This is a genomic window from Tistrella arctica (assembly GCF_039630945.1).
GTDB lineage: Bacteria > Pseudomonadota > Alphaproteobacteria > Tistrellales > Tistrellaceae > Tistrella > Tistrella bauzanensis.
The window spans coordinates 1-19,626 of the sequence record NZ_JBBKTV010000014.1; the positions used below are offsets into that span (position 1 = coordinate 1).

General features: G+C 67.5%; 20 protein-coding genes. 10 read left to right on the forward strand and 10 right to left on the reverse strand.

The genetic code is table 11. From position 1 onward, the window contains the following. The first annotated feature begins 718 nt into the window (after positions 1-718). Complete coding sequence (locus tag WG924_RS24385; protein ID WP_345935650.1) at positions 719-1,153, forward strand: CBS domain-containing protein; 435 nt, start codon at positions 719-721, stop codon at positions 1,151-1,153. 21 nt (positions 1,154-1,174) lie between these two features. On the opposite strand, the gene WG924_RS24390 is transcribed toward WG924_RS24385, so the two are convergent. After that, positions 1,175-1,705, reverse strand: coding sequence for a GNAT family N-acetyltransferase (locus WG924_RS24390; RefSeq protein WP_345935651.1), 531 nt, complete (start codon positions 1,703-1,705; stop codon positions 1,175-1,177). After that, positions 1,702-2,928 (reverse strand): diaminopropionate ammonia-lyase, encoded by a 1,227-nt coding sequence (locus WG924_RS24395; protein WP_345935652.1) that lies wholly within the window; start codon positions 2,926-2,928, stop codon positions 1,702-1,704. The genes WG924_RS24390 and WG924_RS24395 overlap by 4 nt, the downstream gene beginning before the upstream one ends. Before the next feature lie 114 nt (positions 2,929-3,042). Between WG924_RS24395 and WG924_RS24400 the strand changes: the two genes are divergently transcribed. Further along, a complete protein-coding gene (locus tag WG924_RS24400; protein WP_345935653.1) occupies positions 3,043-3,546 on the forward strand; it encodes an Lrp/AsnC family transcriptional regulator in 504 nt (167 codons plus the stop codon). Between the two features lie 59 nt (positions 3,547-3,605). Here the strand turns inward: WG924_RS24400 and WG924_RS24405 are convergent, their stop codons facing one another. Then, entirely contained in the window at positions 3,606-4,961 is a 1,356-nt protein-coding gene (locus WG924_RS24405; protein ID WP_345935654.1) for a thioesterase family protein, read from the reverse strand. 320 nt (positions 4,962-5,281) lie between these two features. On the opposite strand from WG924_RS24405, the gene WG924_RS24410 reads away from it, so the two are divergent. Then, on the forward strand, positions 5,282-5,629 hold the full coding sequence (locus WG924_RS24410) for an Mpo1-like protein (protein WP_345935655.1): 348 nt from the start codon (positions 5,282-5,284) through the stop codon (positions 5,627-5,629). Positions 5,630-5,694: 65 nt separating this feature from the next. Then, a complete protein-coding gene (locus tag WG924_RS24415; protein ID WP_345935656.1) occupies positions 5,695-6,054 on the forward strand; it encodes a bleomycin resistance protein in 360 nt (119 codons plus the stop codon). Between the two features lie 55 nt (positions 6,055-6,109). On the opposite strand, the gene WG924_RS24420 is transcribed toward WG924_RS24415, so the two are convergent. The 4 genes from WG924_RS24420 to WG924_RS24435 form a co-directional block, all read right to left on the reverse strand. Further along, positions 6,110-7,390, reverse strand: coding sequence for an NAD(P)/FAD-dependent oxidoreductase (locus tag WG924_RS24420; RefSeq protein WP_345935657.1), 1,281 nt, complete (start codon positions 7,388-7,390; stop codon positions 6,110-6,112). 21 nt (positions 7,391-7,411) lie between these two features. Continuing rightward, on the reverse strand, positions 7,412-8,143 hold the full coding sequence (locus WG924_RS24425) for an amino acid ABC transporter ATP-binding protein (protein WP_345935658.1): 732 nt from the start codon (positions 8,141-8,143) through the stop codon (positions 7,412-7,414). Beyond that, entirely contained in the window at positions 8,140-8,796 is a 657-nt protein-coding gene (locus WG924_RS24430) for an amino acid ABC transporter permease (RefSeq protein WP_345935659.1), read from the reverse strand. The genes WG924_RS24425 and WG924_RS24430 overlap by 4 nt, the downstream gene beginning before the upstream one ends. 72 nt (positions 8,797-8,868) lie before the next feature. Continuing rightward, positions 8,869-9,615 carry a substrate-binding periplasmic protein gene (locus WG924_RS24435; protein ID WP_345935660.1) on the reverse strand — a complete coding sequence of 249 codons (747 nt, stop codon included), beginning with the start codon at positions 9,613-9,615 and terminating at the stop codon, positions 8,869-8,871. A 321-nt stretch (positions 9,616-9,936) separates the two neighbouring features. Between WG924_RS24435 and WG924_RS24440 the strand changes: the two genes are divergently transcribed. The 3 genes from WG924_RS24440 (at position 9,937) to WG924_RS24450 (ending at position 12,629) form a co-directional block, all read left to right on the forward strand. Further along, positions 9,937-10,554: a helix-turn-helix domain-containing protein gene (locus tag WG924_RS24440; RefSeq protein ID WP_345935661.1), complete on the forward strand. Its 618-nt coding sequence runs from the start codon at positions 9,937-9,939 to the stop codon at positions 10,552-10,554. A 64-nt stretch (positions 10,555-10,618) separates the two neighbouring features. After that, positions 10,619-11,482 (forward strand): HpcH/HpaI aldolase/citrate lyase family protein, encoded by an 864-nt coding sequence (locus WG924_RS24445; RefSeq protein ID WP_345935662.1) that lies wholly within the window; start codon positions 10,619-10,621, stop codon positions 11,480-11,482. A gap of 274 nt (positions 11,483-11,756) precedes the next feature. Then, entirely contained in the window at positions 11,757-12,629 is an 873-nt protein-coding gene (locus tag WG924_RS24450) for a DMT family transporter (RefSeq protein WP_345935663.1), read from the forward strand. Here WG924_RS24450 and WG924_RS24455 read toward each other — a convergent pair. From WG924_RS24455 to WG924_RS24465, 3 genes are read right to left on the reverse strand one after another with little or no spacing between them, the layout of a single operon-like run. After that, the gene (locus WG924_RS24455; RefSeq protein WP_345935664.1) at positions 12,608-14,038 is read right to left on the reverse strand and encodes an FGGY family carbohydrate kinase; all 1,431 of its coding nucleotides are present in this window, start codon (positions 14,036-14,038) and stop codon (positions 12,608-12,610) included. The two genes, WG924_RS24450 and WG924_RS24455, sit on opposite strands and share 22 nt — an antisense overlap. Further along, positions 14,035-15,279 carry an NAD(P)/FAD-dependent oxidoreductase gene (locus tag WG924_RS24460; protein WP_345935665.1) on the reverse strand — a complete coding sequence of 415 codons (1,245 nt, stop codon included), beginning with the start codon at positions 15,277-15,279 and terminating at the stop codon, positions 14,035-14,037. The genes WG924_RS24455 and WG924_RS24460 overlap by 4 nt, the downstream gene beginning before the upstream one ends. Beyond that, positions 15,276-16,679 (reverse strand): NAD(P)/FAD-dependent oxidoreductase, encoded by a 1,404-nt coding sequence (locus tag WG924_RS24465; protein WP_345935666.1) that lies wholly within the window; start codon positions 16,677-16,679, stop codon positions 15,276-15,278. The genes WG924_RS24460 and WG924_RS24465 overlap by 4 nt, the downstream gene beginning before the upstream one ends. Positions 16,680-16,855: 176 nt before the next feature. Between WG924_RS24465 and WG924_RS24470 the strand changes: the two genes are divergently transcribed. The 3 genes from WG924_RS24470 (at position 16,856) to WG924_RS24480 (ending at position 19,550) form a co-directional block, all read left to right on the forward strand. Then, positions 16,856-17,611: a DeoR/GlpR family DNA-binding transcription regulator gene (locus WG924_RS24470; RefSeq protein WP_345935667.1), complete on the forward strand. Its 756-nt coding sequence runs from the start codon at positions 16,856-16,858 to the stop codon at positions 17,609-17,611. A 77-nt stretch (positions 17,612-17,688) separates the two neighbouring features. After that, positions 17,689-18,231, forward strand: a complete 543-nt coding sequence (locus tag WG924_RS24475) for a TRAP transporter small permease subunit (protein WP_345935668.1) — start codon at positions 17,689-17,691, stop codon at positions 18,229-18,231. Beyond that, positions 18,228-19,550 carry a TRAP transporter large permease gene (locus tag WG924_RS24480; protein WP_345935669.1) on the forward strand — a complete coding sequence of 441 codons (1,323 nt, stop codon included), beginning with the start codon at positions 18,228-18,230 and terminating at the stop codon, positions 19,548-19,550. The genes WG924_RS24475 and WG924_RS24480 overlap by 4 nt, the downstream gene beginning before the upstream one ends. Positions 19,551-19,626: the final 76 nt, after the last annotated feature.

Here is a 19,626-nt window from a genome sequence, read left to right on the forward strand (position 1 = left end):
GGCACAAGGTCATAGTTAAGATGCCAAGGCGCTCATCGGTTTGTCGTTCTTAGATGACTAAGCCAACAACCGCCGCCCTCGCATCCCTTCCGATCCGTTTCACAATGTCAAAGATCCGGGGTCACAAACCCCAGCGAACCCGAAGATCCGCCGCGCCCTCAGACGCTGTCGGCTCATTTAAGAGCCCAAACCCATTTAAGAGCCTGTATTTCCTGGCCTTTCGGCCCCGTCCGGCGCCGCGTCAACCGCGCTGCCGTCTGGTGTGGGGCGGTTTATAAGGGTCCCCGCACACACTGGCAACACCTTTTTTGACGGTTTTTCGACAGGCCCAGGCCATTCCCTGACAGGCCATTGAAAAGGCTGGTGGAACCCGTCTGAATTATTCTGCGGGCCGAACCCCGCCCCCTGCATCATGCCCCCGCATCCTCTGTCACACCGCCCCTTGTTTCCGTGACAGCGCGCCCCCACCCTCCTTTCTTAAGGGGTCGTCAACGATACGACGCGGCAGCCACGTGAAATGGCGGCCGATGCCTGCGCGACAGGCCCCATGCGGGACACCGGTGCCGGGCCCTGGCCCCACCAGGTCAGGCATCGCCGGAGGATAACGTCATCACCGGCCGGTCCGTTGACTGCGACCGATGGCGCGGATCGCGCCATGGTCTGCCAACGCGGCCCGCCCCGCTATCGGGGACGGCCGGTACAGAGGAGGACCGGGCGTATGCTCGTCGAGCACATCCTGAGACGGAAGGGACGGCGCATCGCGACCGTCGACCCGCAAGCCACCATTGCCCGCGCGCTTGAAATTCTGGCGCATGACAATATCGGCGCCCTGCCGGTGGTCGAGGGCGATACCATCATCGGCATGATCTCGGAACGCGATGTCGCACGCGGGCTGGTCGATCGTGGCGCCAGCCTGCTCGACACGCCGGTTTCCGGCGTTATGAGCACCCGTATCACCACCTGCAGGCCCGATACCAATCTCGACGACCTGATGGCCATGATGACCGAGCGCCGGATCCGCCATGTCCCGGTGCTGGACGAGGACGGCAGTCTGGCCGGGATGGTCAGCATCGGCGACGCGGTGAAGTCGCGGCTCGATGAGTTGGAGACCGAGGCCCAGGCGCTGCGGGATTACGTGGCCGGCGTGCAGTAACGCGCCCTGATCGGCCCGCGCTCAGCCGGCCTCCCCGTCTGCGGCCAGCCGGGCCAGTCCGTCGCTGCCGGCCCCATGCACGATCACGCCCGTCGCATCGATACCCGTCCGGGTATAGAAGCGGCGGGCGCGGTCGTTCGGCTGCCGCACATGCAGCTCCAGGCGATCGGCCTGCCAGACCACCGCATCCGCCGCCACATGCGCGATCAGCAAGCGGGCGACCCGGCCACCACCGCCGCGCGCCTGGGGCCGGACATAGAGATTGTCGAGGAACAGATAATCCCGCGCCCGGATGCTTGAATAGAGCGGGAACCAACTGGCGAAGCCCAGCACATCCCCCGCCGACGCCCGCGCCAGCGCGGCAGTGAAACGCGGCCGCGGCCCGAAACCGTCGCGCCGCATATCGTCGATGGTGGCGGTGAAGCGCGCGCCAAGCCCCTCTTCGACCGCAAGGTCGCGCAGCAGCGCCCACAGATCAGGCACATCCGCGACCGTCGCGCGGCGGATCGTGATGTCGACCGCCAGGGGCGCCTCGTGTTCCATCTGGTTCATCTGGTATCCTTCGATGTCATCGGGGGGGCTTCGGTGGTCGAGAGCCGGTGCTGGTTCTGCGGATCATTGGCACCTTCGGTCGCGATCACCAGCACCCGCGCCCGGTCATCCAGCGCCAGAGCCGCGCGCGACGCCGGATCCGACACGGCCTGAAGCAGACCGGCCAGCCCCGCCGCACCACTCTCGCCCGCAGGGATCGCCGGATCGTGACCCAGGGGCCGCGCCAGCCGGTCGACCGCGGCCATGGCCTCGTCATCGGCCACGGTCATGAAACCGGCAGCCAGACGGGCGAGGATGCGCCATGCCACCACCGAGGGCTCGCGGCATTCCAGCATCGCCATCACCGTCGGCCGGTGCCGGTCGAGCCGCAGCCGATGACCGGCCCGGGCGCTGTCGAACAGGCAGGGCGCGCGGTCGGGCTCGACCACCACCACCTGCGGCCGGCTGTCGCCCAGCACCGCCGCCAGATGGGCGGCCAGCGCGCCGGCAACGCCGCCAACCCCGGCCTGGATGAACAGATGGCTGGGCGGCTGCGGCATCTGGCGCAGGATTTCGGCGGCCATCACGGTATAGCCCTGCATGACCAGCGCCGGGATCCGTTCATCCCCCGGCAGCGCCATGTCGGACACATTGATCCAGCCTTCGGCGGCAGCCACACGGCCGGCTTCGGCAAGGCTGTCGTCATAATCGCCGTCGACCACCACGATCCGCGCGCCCTGCTCGCGGATGGCGGCCGCACGCACCTCGCTGACCCCCCGATGCAGAAACACCACCGATCGCGCGCCGACCAGCCGGGCCCCCGCCGCCACCGACCGGCCATGATTGCCATCGGTCGCGCAACTGACCGTCATGGTGCCGGCAATCGCCCGCACCGCGACCGTACCGAGATCAGCGGCGGCAACCGGGCGCCCCAGGCGGCGCGCCGCTTCGGCCAGCACCAGCCGGATCACCGCATGGGCACCGCCCAGCGCCTTGAAGCTGCCAAGCCCATGGCGGCCGCCTTCATCCTTCACATGCAGGCTGTGGAGCCCCAGCCCGGCGGCAAGGGCCGGCAGGGCGGTGAGCGGGGTCGCGGCATCACCATGGGCATGGGTATCACCATGGGCATGGGTCAGGGCGAACAGCGCCGCCGCGGCCTGTGCCGCATCGGCGCCGAAGGCCTTGGCATCGCCGGTATCGAGCGGCAGACCGGCATCGGGCAGCGTGTTCGGGATCAGCATCATCCGTCCTCTTCAGGCATCATCAGGCGAGGACCGAAAGAATATTGCGTTCCTTGCGGGAAATGGGCTCTGATCCGATGTCGGATACGCAAGATTATCGCGTCAAAGGGCCTCTGGATGAACATTCTTCCCGATCGCGGCGAACTGGACCGGTTCGACCTCGATATCCTGGCCATTCTGCAACGCGATGCCCGCACGCCGCAGCGCCTGATCGCCCAGGCGGTGAACCTGTCGACGCCGGCGGTGCAGCGGCGCATCCGGCGCCTGGAAGACATCGGCGTCATCCTGCGCAATGCGGCCGTGCTCGATCCGGCCCGGGTCGGCCGGCCGATCACCATACTGGTGGCGGTCGAGGTGGAGAGCGAGCAGAGCGCCCCCCTGGATGCGACACGCCTGGCCTTCGCCGCCGCACCCGAGGTGCAGCAATGCTATTACGTGACCGGCGAGGCCGATTTCATTCTGATCCTGACGGTTCCCGACATGGCCGCCTATCAAGCCCTCACCCGCCGGCTGTTCCTCGCCAACCCCAATATCCGCCGCTTCCGGACCTTTGTTGCCATGGAGCGGGTGAAGGTGGATCTGGCCGTACCGGTCGGGCCTGCGGCCAGCCCCCCGCGCTGATGCCGGCGGCCCCATACCGCCTTGTGCATGGGGCCGCGGATCTGGCTATGAGGCCGGCATCAGCCCGCCGAGGCTTCGGTCTCGACCAGCAGGCCACGGGCACGTTCGGCCACATCGGCCGGCACGCGGGTGGCGCGGCGCTGTTCCAGGTCGAGCATCACCGCCACGACATCGATCTCCAGCAGCGGAGTCGCCTCCTCGCCGGGACGGACCAGGCGATGGCGCAGGATCAGCACCTTGTCGCGCACGCCGGCGATCTGGCTTTCCAGCACCAGCGCATCGCCATTGCGGGCCGGGCCCTCATAGCGCACCCGGTATTCGACCGCAGCCGTGCCGATACGGTCGGTCTGAATGCGCTCTCCGCTCAGGCCGATGGCGCCCAGCAACTGGCCGGCGCCCGACGAGAACCGGTCGATCAGCGCCTGTTGGCTCAGCAACCCGTTCTCGTCGCAATGCCAGGGATCGATCGAGCCGCGATAGGTTTCGACCCGCACGCCCTCGGTGGGGGTGGGGCCGGGGCCGATATCGATGCCGGCCAGCACCTCGGCTCCCAGCATCGCCGCGGTTTCCACCGTCTCGTCGTCGAAGGGATGCGTGGCGCCGGTCGCGGCGGTGATCGGGATCAGCACATATTCCACCGAAGCCGCAAGCGCGCCGGTCTCGATATTGTGCAGCTCATGGGTCACGGCCAGAGCATCCGGCGCCACCATGGTCGGGCGGGTGGTCACCTGAAAGGCATCGCCCAGCCGCTGTTCCGCCTTGAAGCGGATCACCGAACGCGTCGGCTTCAGCACCACGCCGTCGGGCAGCCCCAGGCCCACGGTCAGCAGCCGGGTCGCCTGTTCGAAAGCCACGCCATAGAACTGCACGTTCATATGGCCCATGATGTCGCAATGGCGGGTCGCCACCACGCCGCATCCGGCGGGCAGGCTGTCATCCGGGGCCGCGGCCTCGGTGGCGGCATCGGCCAGACGATCGGCGATGTCGTCGGGAAACGACACCGGCTCACCCTCGGCGTCTTCCAGGATCACCTCCACCAGCCCGCGCGCCATCAGGTCGCCGAACAGCGGGTCGACCAGTTCGGCGGCAAAGCCGATGGCGCCCTCTTCGGCCGGCACCGGTTGCAGGCCCAGCCGCCAGGCCTCGCCCACGGCCGGCGCCTCGTCGATCTCGACGGCACTGGCCAGCACCTTCAGTCGCAGACCCTGTTCCGACAGCGCATGGCGGCCAAGGCCCGCCGCCGACAGCACGAACACCGCGCCATCGGTGATCCGGTCGGTGATCGCGGCGGCGCTCATCCGGCCGCGCGCATCGGTCTCGCCCGCGACCACGACGCCGCGCCCGGCCTCGATATCCTCGAAGCCCGCATCCTCGGCCATCATCTCGTCCTCACCGGCCTGGTTGCCCGTCTGCATGCCTGAACGTCCTCCCGTCATGCATCCCGCAAGGCCGGATCCGTCGGGGGCGGACCACAGCGGGTGCATATTATGAACCTGGATCTATCGACCAGCACCACAACCCGATCCCGCACCGGCTGTCATCCTGCCGCCGGCTGCGGGCGGCACAGGATCGCACGCGGCGGCAGGCCGGTTCCAGCCCCACGGCATGATATGTGACATCGGCCCCGCGGTTTCTGTCCCAGTCGGCCACCACGGGCACTCTATGCTAGACTATCGGTTTCAATGACAGGCGCCAGCCGCGATAACAGCGCCCAGGCGGAGGGAGGTCTCCACCCATGTCTTCAACAGCCGAACCGACGATCTATCGGCGCTATGCCGACTTCTGGCCCCATTACCTGCGTGAGCACGCCGACCCGCGCTGCCGGCACCTGCATTACATCGGCAGCACGCTCGCCTTGCTGTGCCTGGCGGCGCTGATCGTCACCGGCTCGTGGTGGTATCTGGCCGGCGCCCTGATCTCCGGCTATGGTTTCGCCTGGATCGGCCATTTCTTCATCGAAAAGAACCGCCCCGCCACCTTCACCTATCCCATCTGGTCGCTGGTCAGCGACTGGCGGATGTACGGGCTGTGGCTGACCGGCCGGCTGGCCCCCCGGCTGAAAGCCGCAGGCATACCGGGCTGAAAGCCGCGGGTGTGGCCGGTTGAGCGCGCGCCGCCCCGCAGACCTCAGACAATGGACCCAGACCGATGACCGATCCCGCCCTGTGCATCCCCGTGCTCGCCTCTCTCGATCTGGCGGAAAGCCAGCACTTCTATGAAAGCCGGCTTGGCTTCGCCGGCGAGGCCTATGGGAATTATCTGATCGTCCGGCGCAACCGGATGGAGATCCATTTCTGGCTGGCCGATGACCGGCGCTATCCGGAACACACCTCGTGCTATATACGCGGCGGCGAAATCCTGGACCTGTATACGGAATTCGCCGCCCATGGCGTGCCCGGCCTGTCGCCGGTGGAAGACAAGCCCTGGGGGATGACCGAGTTTCACATCATCGACCCCCATGGCAACCTGCTGCGCTTCGGCGGCTCGACCCGCGAATTGCGCGCCTGAGCGTCAGCGGCCCGGCCTGCACCTGAGCGTCAGCGGCCCGACCTGCACCTGAGCGTCAGCGCTCCAGCATGTCCCGCACCCGATAGGCCGCGATCATCGCCGAGGCATAAAGCGGGTGCAGGCCGTGCACCGGCATCGGCCGGATCGTGCTGAGGCTCAGCGGCAATGGCTGTGCGCTGTCGAGCAGATGGGCGCCGATCGCCCCGCCGAGCGCGCTGGCCATGGCGACACCCCGGCCATTATAGCCCAGCGCCATGGTGACACCCGGCGCCGGCTGATGGATATGCGGCAGGTGATCGCGGGTCATCGCCACCCGCCCCGCCCAGCGGAAATCGATCGGCAGCGAGCGGGCCTCAGGGAAGAAGCCATGCAGGGCGGCGTCGATCCGGTGATAGTCGGTGGCACCGCGCGGATCGGTGAAGGCGCCGCGCCCGCCCATCATCAGCCGTCCCTCCGGGCCGATCCGGAAATAATTCGCGATCCGCCGGCTGTCGGATACCACGCTGCGCGCGGGCAGGATGCGGGCAAGCTGGTCGGCATCGAGCGGCGCGGTCGCCACCTGGATGCTGTTGGCCGGGATCACCGTCGCCTTCAACCCCGGCCAAAGCCGCCCGGTATAGCCATTGGTGGCCACGACCACCTGACCGGCCCGCAGGCTTGCGCCATTGTCAAAGCCGATGGCCCAGCCGCCGTCGGCACGAACAAGCGACACGGCCTCCGCCTCGCGAAAGATCCGCGCCCCGGCCGCCAGTGCCGCGCGCGCCAGTCCGCAGGCATAGTTCAGCGGATGAACGCTGCCGCCGCGATGGTCGATCCAGCCGCCGACGAAGCCGGTGCCGCCGGTGCGGGCGGCCATGGCGCCGGCATCCAGCATCGCGACATCGGCGCCGCGCGCCCGCCACTGCGCCATCCGCCGTTCCAATGCCGGCAGATGGGCATGCTTCACCGAGGCCTGAATCCAGCCACCGCGGATCGGATCGCAATCGATGCCATGGGTCCGCACCAGCCTGAACACGACATCGGCGGTGCCGCCGACGAAGGCCGTGGTCTCAGGACCGAACATCGCATCCAGGGTGTCGGGATCGTATTTCAGGCCGGGGATCACCTGCCCGCCATTGCGACCGCTGGCACCGTATCCCGGCTCGACGGTGTCGGCGACGATCACCGATGCGCCGCCTTCAGCCAGCGCCAGCGCCGTGGTGAGGCCGGTGAAGCCGGCGCCGATGATCGCGACATCGGCCCTGTGCGCGCCCGCGATGGCAGGCAGGTCCGGACCGGGCGCTGCGGTCGCGGCCCAGACCGACGGCACGGTGCGGATGGTGGCGGATGATGGCATGACGGCCCCCGGACCAGATGTTCAGACGGGATGGGTGACGCGGCGCAGGAAATCCTGCGTGCGCTCATGGGTGGGGTTGCGCAGCACGGCGTCGGCCGGCCCCTGTTCGACGATCCGGCCGCCATCGAGAAACAGCACCGCATCGGCGACCTCACGCGCGAACTGGATCTCGTGGGTCACGACCAGCATGGTCATGTGCTCGTCGGCCAGGGCGCGCATCACCTGCAACACCTCGCCGACCATTTCCGGGTCCAGCGCCGAGGTCGGCTCGTCGAACAGAATCGCGTCGGGCCGCATGGCCAGCGCGCGGGCGATGGCGACGCGCTGCTGCTGACCGCCCGACAGGGCGGCCGGCGCGGCATCCATCTTGTCGGCAAGCCCCACGCGCGTCAGCAGCGCCGCGGCATGGGCGCGCGCTTCGGCCGGCTTTTCCTTCAGCACATGGATCGGGCCTTCCATGACATTCTCGATCGCCGAGCGGTGCGGAAACAGGTTGAAGCGCTGGAATACCATCGAGACCCGCGTGCGCAGACCATGAATGGTCGGCGCCGTCGCATCGACCGGCACACCATCCACCGTGATCCGCCCGGCCTGATAGGTCTCAAGCCCGTTGACACAGCGCAGCAGGGTCGATTTGCCCGAACCCGACGGGCCGATCAGGCACACCACCTGACCGCGGCCGACCTCGGCATCGATGCCCTTCAGCACCTCATGGCGGCCATAGGATTTGTGTACGGCCTCGAAGCGGATCATCGCGCGCCCCCCATCCGGAGTTCGACCCGGCGCATCACCATGTTCAGCGGAATGGTCAGGCACAGATAGAGCAGCGCCACCAGAGTGAAGACCGTCATGTTGTCGAAGGTCGACGAGGCCAGCATCTTGCCCTGCATGGTGAGTTCCGCCACCGAGATCACCGAGACCTGCGAACTGTCCTTCAACAGCATCACCAGATTGTTGGCATAGGGCGGCACCACGATCCGGAAGGCCTGCGGCAGGACCACGCGGCGCATCATCAGCGGCCGCTTCATGCCGATCGATTTCGCCGCCTCGATCTGGCCCTTGTCCACGGCCTCGATCCCGGCACGGAAGGTTTCGCCGATATAACAGGAATAGGTCAGCGCCAGCCCGATCACCCCGGCCTGGAACGCCGTCAGATCCAGCCCGATTTCCGGCATCACGAAATAGAGATAGAACAGGATCACCAGAATCGGGATGCCGCGCACGAATTCGACCAGAACCCGTGTCGGCGCCGCCAGCGCCGCCACGCCCGAGGTGCGCAGCAAGGCCCAGAGCAGACCAAGCAGGGTCGCGAGCGCCAGCGAGAGCACGGTCACCGCCACCGTCAGCCACGCCCCCTGAAGCAGAATTGGCAGATATTCGGCGGACTGGCTGAGGAAGTCGCTCATCGATCGCCTTTCATGGCAATGCGCCGTGATGACAGGGCCGGCGTCCTGCCGGAGCGCCGGCCCCGGAACCGGTCAGAGGCCGTATTTGGCGAAGATCTTCGCCAGCGCGCCGCTGTCCTTCAGCTTGGCGATCGCCGCGTTCACGGCATCGAGCAGGGCGGTGTTCTCCTTGGAAACCGCCAGCGCCACATCGCCCGGCTTCATCGGCTGATAACCTTCAACCAGCCGCACGCCCATCTTCGGGTTCTGGCTGATCTGATAGGCGATGATCGGCTTGTCGCCGAAGCCGGCCTTGATCCGGCCCAGCTTCACGTCGCGCATGATGTCGGCGATGCTGTCATACAGCTTGATCTCGCCAAACGTGCCGCGCGCCTTCAGCGTGTCGGCGAAGGTGGTGCCGACCTGGGCGCCGACGGTGGCCCCGTTCAGGTCGTCGAGCGTGTAGTCGGTGGCGTCATCCGCCGCGACGAACATGCCCTCGCCATAGCTGTAGACCGGGGTTGAGAAATCGACCACCTCGCGCCGCTTGTCGGTCGCGAACATGCCGGCCGAGATCATGTCGATCTTGCCCGTGGTCAGCGACGGGATCAGCGCCGAGAACGCCACCACCTCGAATTCGGCGGTCATGCCGGTCTCGGCCGCGATCGCCTCGGCCAGATCGACCATGGCGCCGGTCGGCTTGCTGGTCGCGGTGTCGATGAAGGTGAACGGTACGCCGGTGGTGGTAACGCCCACCGTCACCGCATCGGCGGCGATCGCCGGCGCGGTGAAGCCGATGGCCAGTGTCGTGATCACGGCCGCAATCGTCTTCAGCTTCATGAAACATCCCCTGTCTGGCTGTGCCGGCCGCGGCGAAGGATATCCGCTCCCCGGGTCACGCGGCTCCCTCCGCATCCCCGTCAGCCGGCTTTTGTCGTTGATCTATTTTCATGGTAATGAAATTATCATGCCATGCAATGAAATTGGGCGGGCGATTTCATTTTCATGAACAGGAATGCCAGACCGCGCTGACGAAGCATCATGCCCCGCCGACGAGGTCGCCGACGAGATCACAGCGGCCGGCACGCGCATGGCGCTGGCAATTGGTGAAAAAATATGGCCCTCCTTTCAACGCAATGAACGTTGAGGTATCCACCCGCGATGACAGCCCCCGATGCAGCCCCGACGCCGGCCGCCGATGCGCCGCAGAATGAAGAGGACGATCTGAGCCTGGGGCTTGCGGTGCGCAAAGCCCGTCAGGCGCGTGGCCTGTCGCTGAAGCAGGTGGCCGATGCGGCCAATGTCTCGGTCGGCTTTCTCAGCCAGATCGAGCGGGGCATCTCGTCGCCCTCGGTGCGGGCGCTGCGCGCGATCTGCGCCACGCTCGACGTGCCGGTTCTGACGCTGCTGGGCGGCAACGACACCGATACCGGCCTGGAGGCGCGGCGCATCGTCCGGTCCGGCCAGCGCCGGCGGGTGGATTTCGGCGACAAGGGCATGGTCAAGGAATTCCTCACCGTCCACGATCAGGGCATGTTGCAGGTGATGGAACTCACCCTGGATGTGAATGGCGGCTCGGGCGATGACCCGTACAATCACGAGGGCGAGGAATGCGGCGTGGTGCTTGAGGGGCGGCTGGAGCTCTATATCGACGGACAGGTCTATCGCCTGGGCGAAGGCGACGCCTTCCACTTCGAAAGCGCCTCGCCGCACAAGTTCCGCAATCTGGCGACCGGACGGACCCGCATCCTGTGGATCACCACCCCGCCGGTGTGGTGACGGCGATCCGCCCGTCCCATATCATGGCAGGCAGCACCCCCATCCCGCCAGACCAGGAGCCCCCATGTCCGCCGCACCCCGCATCCAGTCGCGCCGCAGCTTCATCTTCACCCCCGGCACCCGTCCCGACATGTTTCCAAAGGCGCTGGCATCGGGTACCGACATGGTCTGTGTCGATCTGGAGGACGCGGTCGCCCCGCGCGACAAGCCCGAGGCGCGCGACAAGGCCTTCGCCTATGTGCCGGTCACCGAAGGCGGCGCGGGGGTTGAGCGGATCATCCGCATCAACTGCCTGCGCACGCCCGAAGGCATGGCCGATGTGAAGGCGCTGATCGAGGCGCCCCTGCCGGCGCCGGCGGTGATGCTGCCCAAGGTGAAGGGGCCGGAGGAGGTGCGCAATCTGGCCGATCTGCTGGCCGAGTATCAGCGCCCGACCCGGCTGCATGTGATCATCGAAACCAACGAGGCGCTGGAGGCGGCGGTCGAGATCGGCCGGTGTTCGGACCGCATCGACGGGCTGTTCTTCGGCGGCGTCGACATGGCCGCCGATCTGCGCTGCCGCACAAGCTGGAACGCCCTGCTCTATGCCCGCTCGCGCGTGGTGCACGCGGCCGCCACCGCCGGTGTCGACGTCATCGACGTGCCCTGGCTCGATCTGGAAGACGAGGCCGGCATGATCCGCGAAGCCGAGGCCGCGGCGGAGCTGGGCTTCACCGGCAAGGGCACCATCCATCCCAAGCAGATCCCGGCGATCAATGCCGTCTTCATGCCCGATGCCGCAACCGTCGCCCATGCCCGCAAGGTGCTGGATGCCTTCGCCGCCGCCGATGGCGGCCTGCTGGTGGTGGATGGCAAGCTGATCGAAAAGCCGGTGCTGCGCAGCATGACCCGGATCGTCAACACCTGGGAGAATGCCTGGCGGGATTGATCGGCGGTCACAGCCGGCCTATTCTGATCGCCACCCCATCCAGATCGACCTGTCCGAAGGACGACGTTCATGATCCCGATCCACACGCCCGAGATGATGACCGTCGCCCCGTTGCCAACCCTCCGGGCCGGCACCCCGCCGCCGCCCGCAAAGTCTGCCGCCGCCTGACCGGCGGCCAGCCTTTCAGCGGCGCCACCGCCAGCCGGTCGACATGCCGGCCGCGGACAGTTGGCGCCGCCGCGGATTTCCGGCAAGGACAGGTCTTCATCCTTCCATGACGTCATCTCTTCGTGCCCTGGGGTCGTTCGGCCCCACGGCGGCGTTCGTCTGCCTGTGGAGCAGCGGCGCCATCTTCACCCGGCTCGGGCTTGACCATGCGACCCCACTGGCCTTCCTCGCCCTGCGCTTCGCCATCGCCTTCGTGGTGCTGGCGGCGATCATGCGCATCACCCGCAGGCCCTGGCCGCGCCGCGACCAGATCCCGGCGGTGCTCGCCACCGGCGTCATGCTGATCGGCGCCTATGGCATCTGCTATATGGCCGCCATGGACCAGGGCATGACGCCCGGCGCCATCGCGACCGTGATGGGCGTCCAGCCGGTCCTGACCCTGATGGCGACCGGCGGCGCATGGGAACCCCGGCGGCTCGCCGGCCTGGGTCTGGCACTGGGCGGGCTGGTCGCCGTGGTCTGGCAGAGCCTTGCCGCCGCCACCGTCACCCCGCTGGGGGCGGGTTTCGCCATCGCCGCGCTGATCGCCATGACCACCGGCGCGTTGATGCAGAAACGCAGCCGCGTCGACCCGCTGGCCGCCATGCCGCTGCATTATCTGGCGGCACTCGGCCTGTGCCTGATCGCCCTGCCCGTCGCACCCGTCCGGCTGGAGATGACCGCAGCCCTGCTGCCCGCGCTGCTCTGGCTCGCGCTGGTGATTTCGGTCGGCGCCCAGCTTCTGCTCTACCGGTTGATCCGGGCGGGTGATCTGGTCGATGTCACCAGCCTGTTCTATCTGGTGCCGGTGGGCACGGCGGTGCTGGATCTGCTGATCTTCAACACCGTGCCGGCACCGCTGGCGCTTGCCGGCATGGGGTCGATCCTGGGTGGTCTGGCGCTGGTCTTCGGCAGATCTCAGGCCGCCCCGAAGGCCTGAACCGCCACCCGCGCCGCCTGGAACCGCGCGTGCAGTCCGGGCGGCAGCGGGCGCGGGGCAACCAGCAGGCCGGGGCGGGGGCTGGCGATCGCCTGCCCCACCGCCTCGGCCGCCAGCGCGGCGGTGCCGACCGCGGTCAACTCCGGCTCGTCCTGCACCATCACCGGCCGGCCCAGACAATCCGCCAGCATCTGACAGAAATAGTCATTGCCCGCCATGCCGCCATCGATCGACACCGGATCGGTGAGCGGCTGGTGCGCGGTCATGGTGTCGACAACCTCGGCCATGCGGAAGGCGACGCCTTCCAGCAGAGCCTGCATCATGTCGGCCGGGGTCGTGTCGAGCGACAGCCCCATCCAGGCGCCCCGCGCCCGCCGGTCCCAATGCGGACAGGCAAGGCCTGCAAGCGCCGGCACGAAAACCAGCCCGCGGCTGATCGCCGGAGGTGCCTCGAACTGCCGGATCGCCGCGTAATCATCGAACAGCCCCAGACCGCGCGCCCAGTTCACCGCCGAGGATGCGCAATAGACCCCGCCATCCAGCGCATAAACCGGTGCGGCACCAGCCTTCTGCCAGGCGATGGTGGCAAGCGGACCATCGCCGCCGGTGGCGATCCGCCGCCCGGTCACCGCCAGCGCGAAGCCGCCGGTGCCGAAGGTCATCTTGGCATCCCCCGGCCGGCGGCAGCCATGGCCGTAAAGCGCCGCCTGCTGATCGACGATGCTGGCGGTCAGGGGCACCGGATGGCCGGCACAGGACACGGTGCCGAAATCGCCGGTGCTGGCGCCGATGGGTGGCAAGGCGGCCAACGGCACGCCGAAGATCCGGCACAGTTCCGGATCCCAGTCGCAGGTGTCGAGGTTCATCAGCGCGGTGCGCGAGGCGGTGGTGACATCGGTCTGAAAATGCCCGCTCAGCCGGTCGCGGAAGAAGGCATCGGTGGTGCCAAGCCGCAACCTGCCCTGTGCCAGCAGCCGCCGCGCCTCCGGTATCTCCCGCAGGATCCAGGCGAATTTGGTGGCCGAGAAATACGGGTCGATCGGCAGCCCGGCCCGTGCCAGAACCTCGGTCTCGGCGCCGTCGGCACGCAGTGCATCGGCCATGGCGCGGGTGCGGTCGTCCTGCCAGACCAGCACCGGCGACACCGCGCGCCCGGTATCGGCATCCCAGGCCAGGCAGCTTTCCCCCTGATTGTCGATGCCGACCGCGTCTGGAACCGCGATCGCGCCGGCGGCATCCAGGCAGGCGCGCAGATTGGCCAGCAATGCCTCAGGGTCGTGCTCCACCATCCCGGCACCGGGATAGATCTGGCGATGCGGCAGGCTGGCGACGATCCGGGTCCGGCCGGCGGCATCGACCAGCAGGGCGCGGGTGGAGGTGGTTCCCTGATCGATGGCGAGAACGGTCACCGGCGGTCTTCCCATCTGGCCTCGATCCGGCCGGTGAGCCCGGCGGGCAGGTCGTCCAGCGCCACGAGGATGCGCCGCTCGGGCCGCGCGGTTATCCGCCTGGACAGGATCTCGCCCCCATCATGAACCAGCACCAGCCGCCCCGTCACCGGCCGGTCGACCCGGAATTGCAGATGATCGTGCCCGGCACCGTGCCGCGCCCCGCCCGTCACGCGCTGCGGCACGACATAGGCGAGCGGCGATCCCGCCACCGCCAGGGTGACGGCCCCCGGTGTCGGCAGCCCGCCGGTCAGATCGCGGGCGATGGCGATGCCCGCGCGCCTGCCTTCCATCCAGCTCCAGCCGGCGGTTTCCACCGGCCGCAGCAGATTGCCGGCGGCAAAGATCATCGGATCGGAACATCGGCCGTAGTCGTCCACCACCGGCCCGCCGCTGGCGCGGTCCCGCGCAAGATGGCTGCCCGCCAGCAGGCTGGCTTCGGGGCGGAAATCGCCGGTCAGGATCACGCCGTCGGTCTCGATCCGCCGGACCGCGCCGGCGGCATCGCGCACGGTCACCGCCGACACCCGGTCGCGGCCCTCGATCGTCTCAAGCCGGGTGCCGATCAGCAGCGGCACCCCCATCAGCCGTGGCAGCAGGGCCGAGGGCCAGCGCGCCGTGGCACGCGCGCGGCCCTCGATCATCGCCACCGGCCGGATGCCGGCATGACGGCAGGTCAGCAGGGCCGAAAACGACACCAGTTCGGTCCCCACCACAACCGGTCGCGACACCGGTTTCAGATAGTCCAGATGCACCAGCCCCTGAAGGGCGCCGGTCGACAGCACACCGCCGGGGCGGGTACCGCCGATCAGCCGGGCGGCACGGCTGGATTCCCGCACGCCGGTCGCGATCAACACCCGCAAGGCCCTGATCACGCCCAGCCCCCCCTCGGGGGTCGACACCTCCAGTTCCGGGCCGGAACGGATCGCCGCCACCGTCACACCGGTGCGGATGTCAACGCCGGCCGCCTCGGCCGCTGCCACCAGCCGCCGGGCATAGGCCGGGCCACGCAGCAGACGATGGAATTCACGCAGGCCGAACGGGTGGTGGTCGCAATGGCGCGGAATCCCACCGGCCACCGGCTCGCGGTCCAGCACCAGCACCCGGCCGATGCCCCGCCGCTTCAGTTCGGTCGCGGCGGCAAGCCCCGCCGGACCGGCGCCGATGATCGCCACATCGCACCAGTCGGTCCGTCCGGTCATGTGTCACCGCCCGTCATCGGCATATCCAGCCGGCCGGCGGTGATCGCCGCCAGTTCCTGCGTGCAATAGAATCCCTGGCAGCGCCCCATGGTCACCCGCGTGCGGCGCTTCAGCCCGGCCAGGCTGCCGGCGGCGATCGGGCCGGTCAGGGCCGCCTCGATCTCGCGCCGGGTCACCCGCTCGCAATGGCAGACCACGCCGCCATTGCCGGGGTATCGCCAGTCGCGGATCTCGTCCTCGGCCAGCATCGGCATGCGGGGCCAGACCGGATCGGCAAGCGGCGTGGCCCCGAACCCTAAGCCCGCGCACAGGTCGTGGACATGGCGCGCCGTGCCCAGCGCCGAACTCAGCCCGGTCGAGCGGATGCCGCCGACCGTGACATAGCGCCGGTCCGCATCCAGGCGGATCTGATAATCCTTGAATTCGGTGGCAGGGCGCAGGCCGGCATAGATCGCGGTCACATCGTGATCGGCCAGCGCCGGTAGGATCTCGGTGCCGCGGCGGATCAGCGCCTTCAGGGTTTCGGGCACCAGCATTGCGTGTTCACGATCGTCCTGTTCCTCGGCGGTCGGCCCGACCAGCAGATTGCCGAAGGCCGTGCGACAGACAACGACGCCCTTGGTGACCGCCGTCGGCACCGGCAGCAGGACGTGACGCGTCAGCGCCGCGGCCGGTTTGTCATAGACCACGAACTGGCCCTTGCGCGGCCGGATGGTGAAATGCTGCGTCCCGGTCAGCATCGCGTCGATCCGGTCGCCATGCAGCCCGGCGGCATTGATCACCAGCCCGGCCCGGACGGCGCCACGCCCGGTCTCCAGGCGCCATGTCGCCCCATCGAACCGACCGCCGGTAACCTCCGCCCGGCACAGCAATCTGGCGCCGTTTTCAATTGCCTGGCGCAGATAGGCATGCGGCGCCGACCACGGATCGATCACATATTCGCGCGGCACCCGGAAGGCCGCCCGCACCCCCGGGCCCAGTTCGGGTTCCAGACGCCGGGCCTCGGCCTCGGTCAGCGCCATCACGTCGTCGACACCGTTCCGCCGCGCCTGGGCGATCAGGTCGGGCAGAATGACGGCCTCGGCCTCGGTCCAGGCGACGACGAGGGCGCCGGTGCGCAGCAGCGACAGGTTCAACCGGTCGCGGATCGCCATGTATTCCTGATAGCCGGCCGCGATGCAGGCAGCCTCCAGCGATCCCGGCGGCGCATCGAAACCGGTGTGGAGAATGGCGCTGTTGGCCTTGGACGCCCCGTCCAGAACATCGGCCGCCTTTTCGATCAGCACCACCCGGGCACCGTCGAGCGTGAACCGACGGGCGAGCGCGCAGCCGATCACACCACCGCCGATGATGGCGGCATCGAAGATCTCGCCATGGATATCGCCGGGATCATCCGTCATCCGGCGGTCCCTCCCCACTGGCGGCGCAGCCGACGCCGCACGTCCCCGCACGGGATCCGTATGCCCGTTCGGTCATTTATCATCGATCAAATATGGCCATTCGGTCAATTTTGTCAAGATATCCACCTTGACTCGGGCATGTGCCGATGTCCTACTTTCAGAAGCGGAGGGCGGATATGCGGCCAAAACAGCGACAGGCACAGATCGCGGATATCATCTGGCAACAGGGTGAGATGTCGGTGGACGCGCTGGCGGCATCATTCGGGGTGTCGGTCGAAACCATTCGCCGCGACCTGGGCCAACTGGCCGAGGATGGCGTGCTCCAGAAGGTGCATGGCGGCGCACGCCGGCTGAAGCTCCATGCCGAGAGCAGCTTCAAGGATCGCATGGCCGAGGATGCCGAGGCCAAGCAGGCGATCGCCGCCAAGCTTGCCCGGCTGGTGGAGCCCGGCGACACGCTGTTCATCGACACCGGCTCGACCACCCTTGCCTGCGCCGAGGCGCTGGCGGGTATCGAGGCCCTGACCGTGATCACCAATTCGCTGCACATCGCCCAGATCTTCGGCGCCAGCCCGCCCGCCGCCACGATCTATCTGCTGGGCGGCACCTTCAGCCACGACAACAACCAGACCGTCGGGCCGCTGGTGATCGAGCAGATCCGCGATTTCCAGGCCGATCACGCGATCCTGACCGTGGCGGCGCTGGATGCCGAGGTGGGCGCGATGGACGCCAATTTCGACGAGGCACAGGTCGCCCGCGCGATGATCGGCAATGCGCGCCATGTCTTCGTGGCGGCGAACCGCAGCAAATTCGGCCGCAAGGCGGCGTTCCGGGTCTGCGCGCTCGACGATATCGACGCGGTGATCACCGACGGGCCGCTCGACGCAACACATGAAGCCGCCATCAGAGCGGCGGGAGCGGACATCATCTAGATATCCGGATATCCGCGCGCTGGGCCACGGGAGGGGTGGGCGCCGGAGGGGGCCAAGACGGGGGGGCATGCAGGCAGATGCCGGCAGCAATCAGATGGTATGTAAGGGTGGTCGACCGGCTGTCCGACTATGTCGGCATCGCGGCGATGGTTCTGGTCTTTCTCATGATCGGCGTGCTTCTGCTCGACGCCGTCACGCGCAACGCGCTCGACATCCCGCTGCACTGGTGTGTCGAGGTCGCACAGTTCCTGCTGCTCGCCTATTTCTTCATGGGCGGGCCGATGACCCTGAAGAACGACGATCATGTCCGCATGGACCTGATCTATCAGCACCTCACCGATCGCGGCAAGGCGGTGCTCGACCTCATCACCTCGACCTGCCTGATGTTCTATCTGGTGGTGATGACGGTGGGCTCGATCTCCAGCCTGCAATACGCGATCGCCACCGGCGAACGGCGGTTCTCGATGTGGAACCCGTCGATGATCCCGATCAAGTCGCTGTTGGTGGTCTGCCTGTTCCTGATGATCCTTCAGACCCTGTCGCTGATCTTCAAGCACATCGCCACACTGCGCCGGGCCCCTCTGCATCAGCCGGCCCCGCGCGGGGTGGATGTGCCATGAGCTATGAACTCATCGCCATCCTGATGTTCGCGACCATGGCCATGATGCTGCTGACCGGCCAGCGGGTCTTCGGTGCCATCGGTTTCGTCGCGGCGGGCGCCGCCCTGCTGCTCTATGGCAACGGCGCGGTCGAAATGCCGTTCAATGCCACGTTGAAGCTGTTCAACTGGTTCCCGATGCTGACCCTGCCCCTGTTCATCTACATGGGCTATATCCTGTCGGAAGCCGGCATCGCCGAGGATCTCTACAAGGCCTTCCACATCTGGTTCGGCCGGTTGCGCGGCGGGTTGGCCATCGGCACCATCGTGCTGATGGTGGTCATCTCGGCCATGAACGGGCTGTCGGTGGCGGGGCTCGCCATCGGTGCCACCGTGGCCCTGCCGGAAATGCTCCGGCGCGGCTATGACAAGGTGCTGATCACCGGCGTCATTCAGGGCGGATCGTCGCTGGGCATCCTGATCCCGCCAAGCGTGGTGCTGGTGCTCTATGGCATGATCGCGCGGGCGCCGGTCGGGCAGCTATGGCTGGCCGGCTTGATGCCGGGGCTGATGATGGCGGCCATGTTCACGGCCTATGTCGTGATCCGCTGCCGGCTCAACCCGGCGCTCGCCCCCACGGTCACCGACGACGAACTGAACATGCCGCTGGGCCAGAAGCTGAAGCTGCTGCGCGCCGGCATCATCCCCTTCGTGATCTTCTTCACGATGATGGGGCTGTTCGTGATGGGCTATACCAGCCTGGTGGAAAGCTCGGCGATCGGCGCCACCGGTGCCACGCTGGCGGCGCTGGCCAAGCGGCGGCTGACCTGGTCGCTGCTCAAGACCACGTCGCAGAAGACGCTCGCCATCTCGTGCATGTTCATGTGGCTGATCCTGGCGGCGCTTGCCTTCGGCGCGGTGTTCGACGGCATCGGCGCCGCGCGGGCGATCGAAAGCCTGTTCATCACCAACTGGGAGCTCACCCCCTGGCAGGTGCTGATCATGATGATGGCCTCGTTCATCGTCATGGGCATGTTTCTCGACGACACCGCCATGCTGGTGATCGTGGCACCGCTCTATGTGCCGCTGGTCAAGACGCTGGGCTTCGATCTGATCTGGTTCGGCGTGCTCTACACCATCACCTGCCAGATCGCCTATATCACCCCGCCCTTCGGCTACAACCTGTTCCTGATGCGGGCGATGGCGCCAAAAGAGATCACCCTGATCGACATCTACCGCTCGATCATCCCCTTCGTGGTGATGATGACCCTCGCCATCGTCCTGTTGATGATCTTCCCGCAGATCGCCCTCTGGCTCCCGAACCTCGTCTACGGGAAATAATCCGCCGCTTCCGTCTCTTCCCGCCCTCCCCCGGACCCGACCCTACCCCCGGCACCACGGCTTGGCGCGGCCCGAT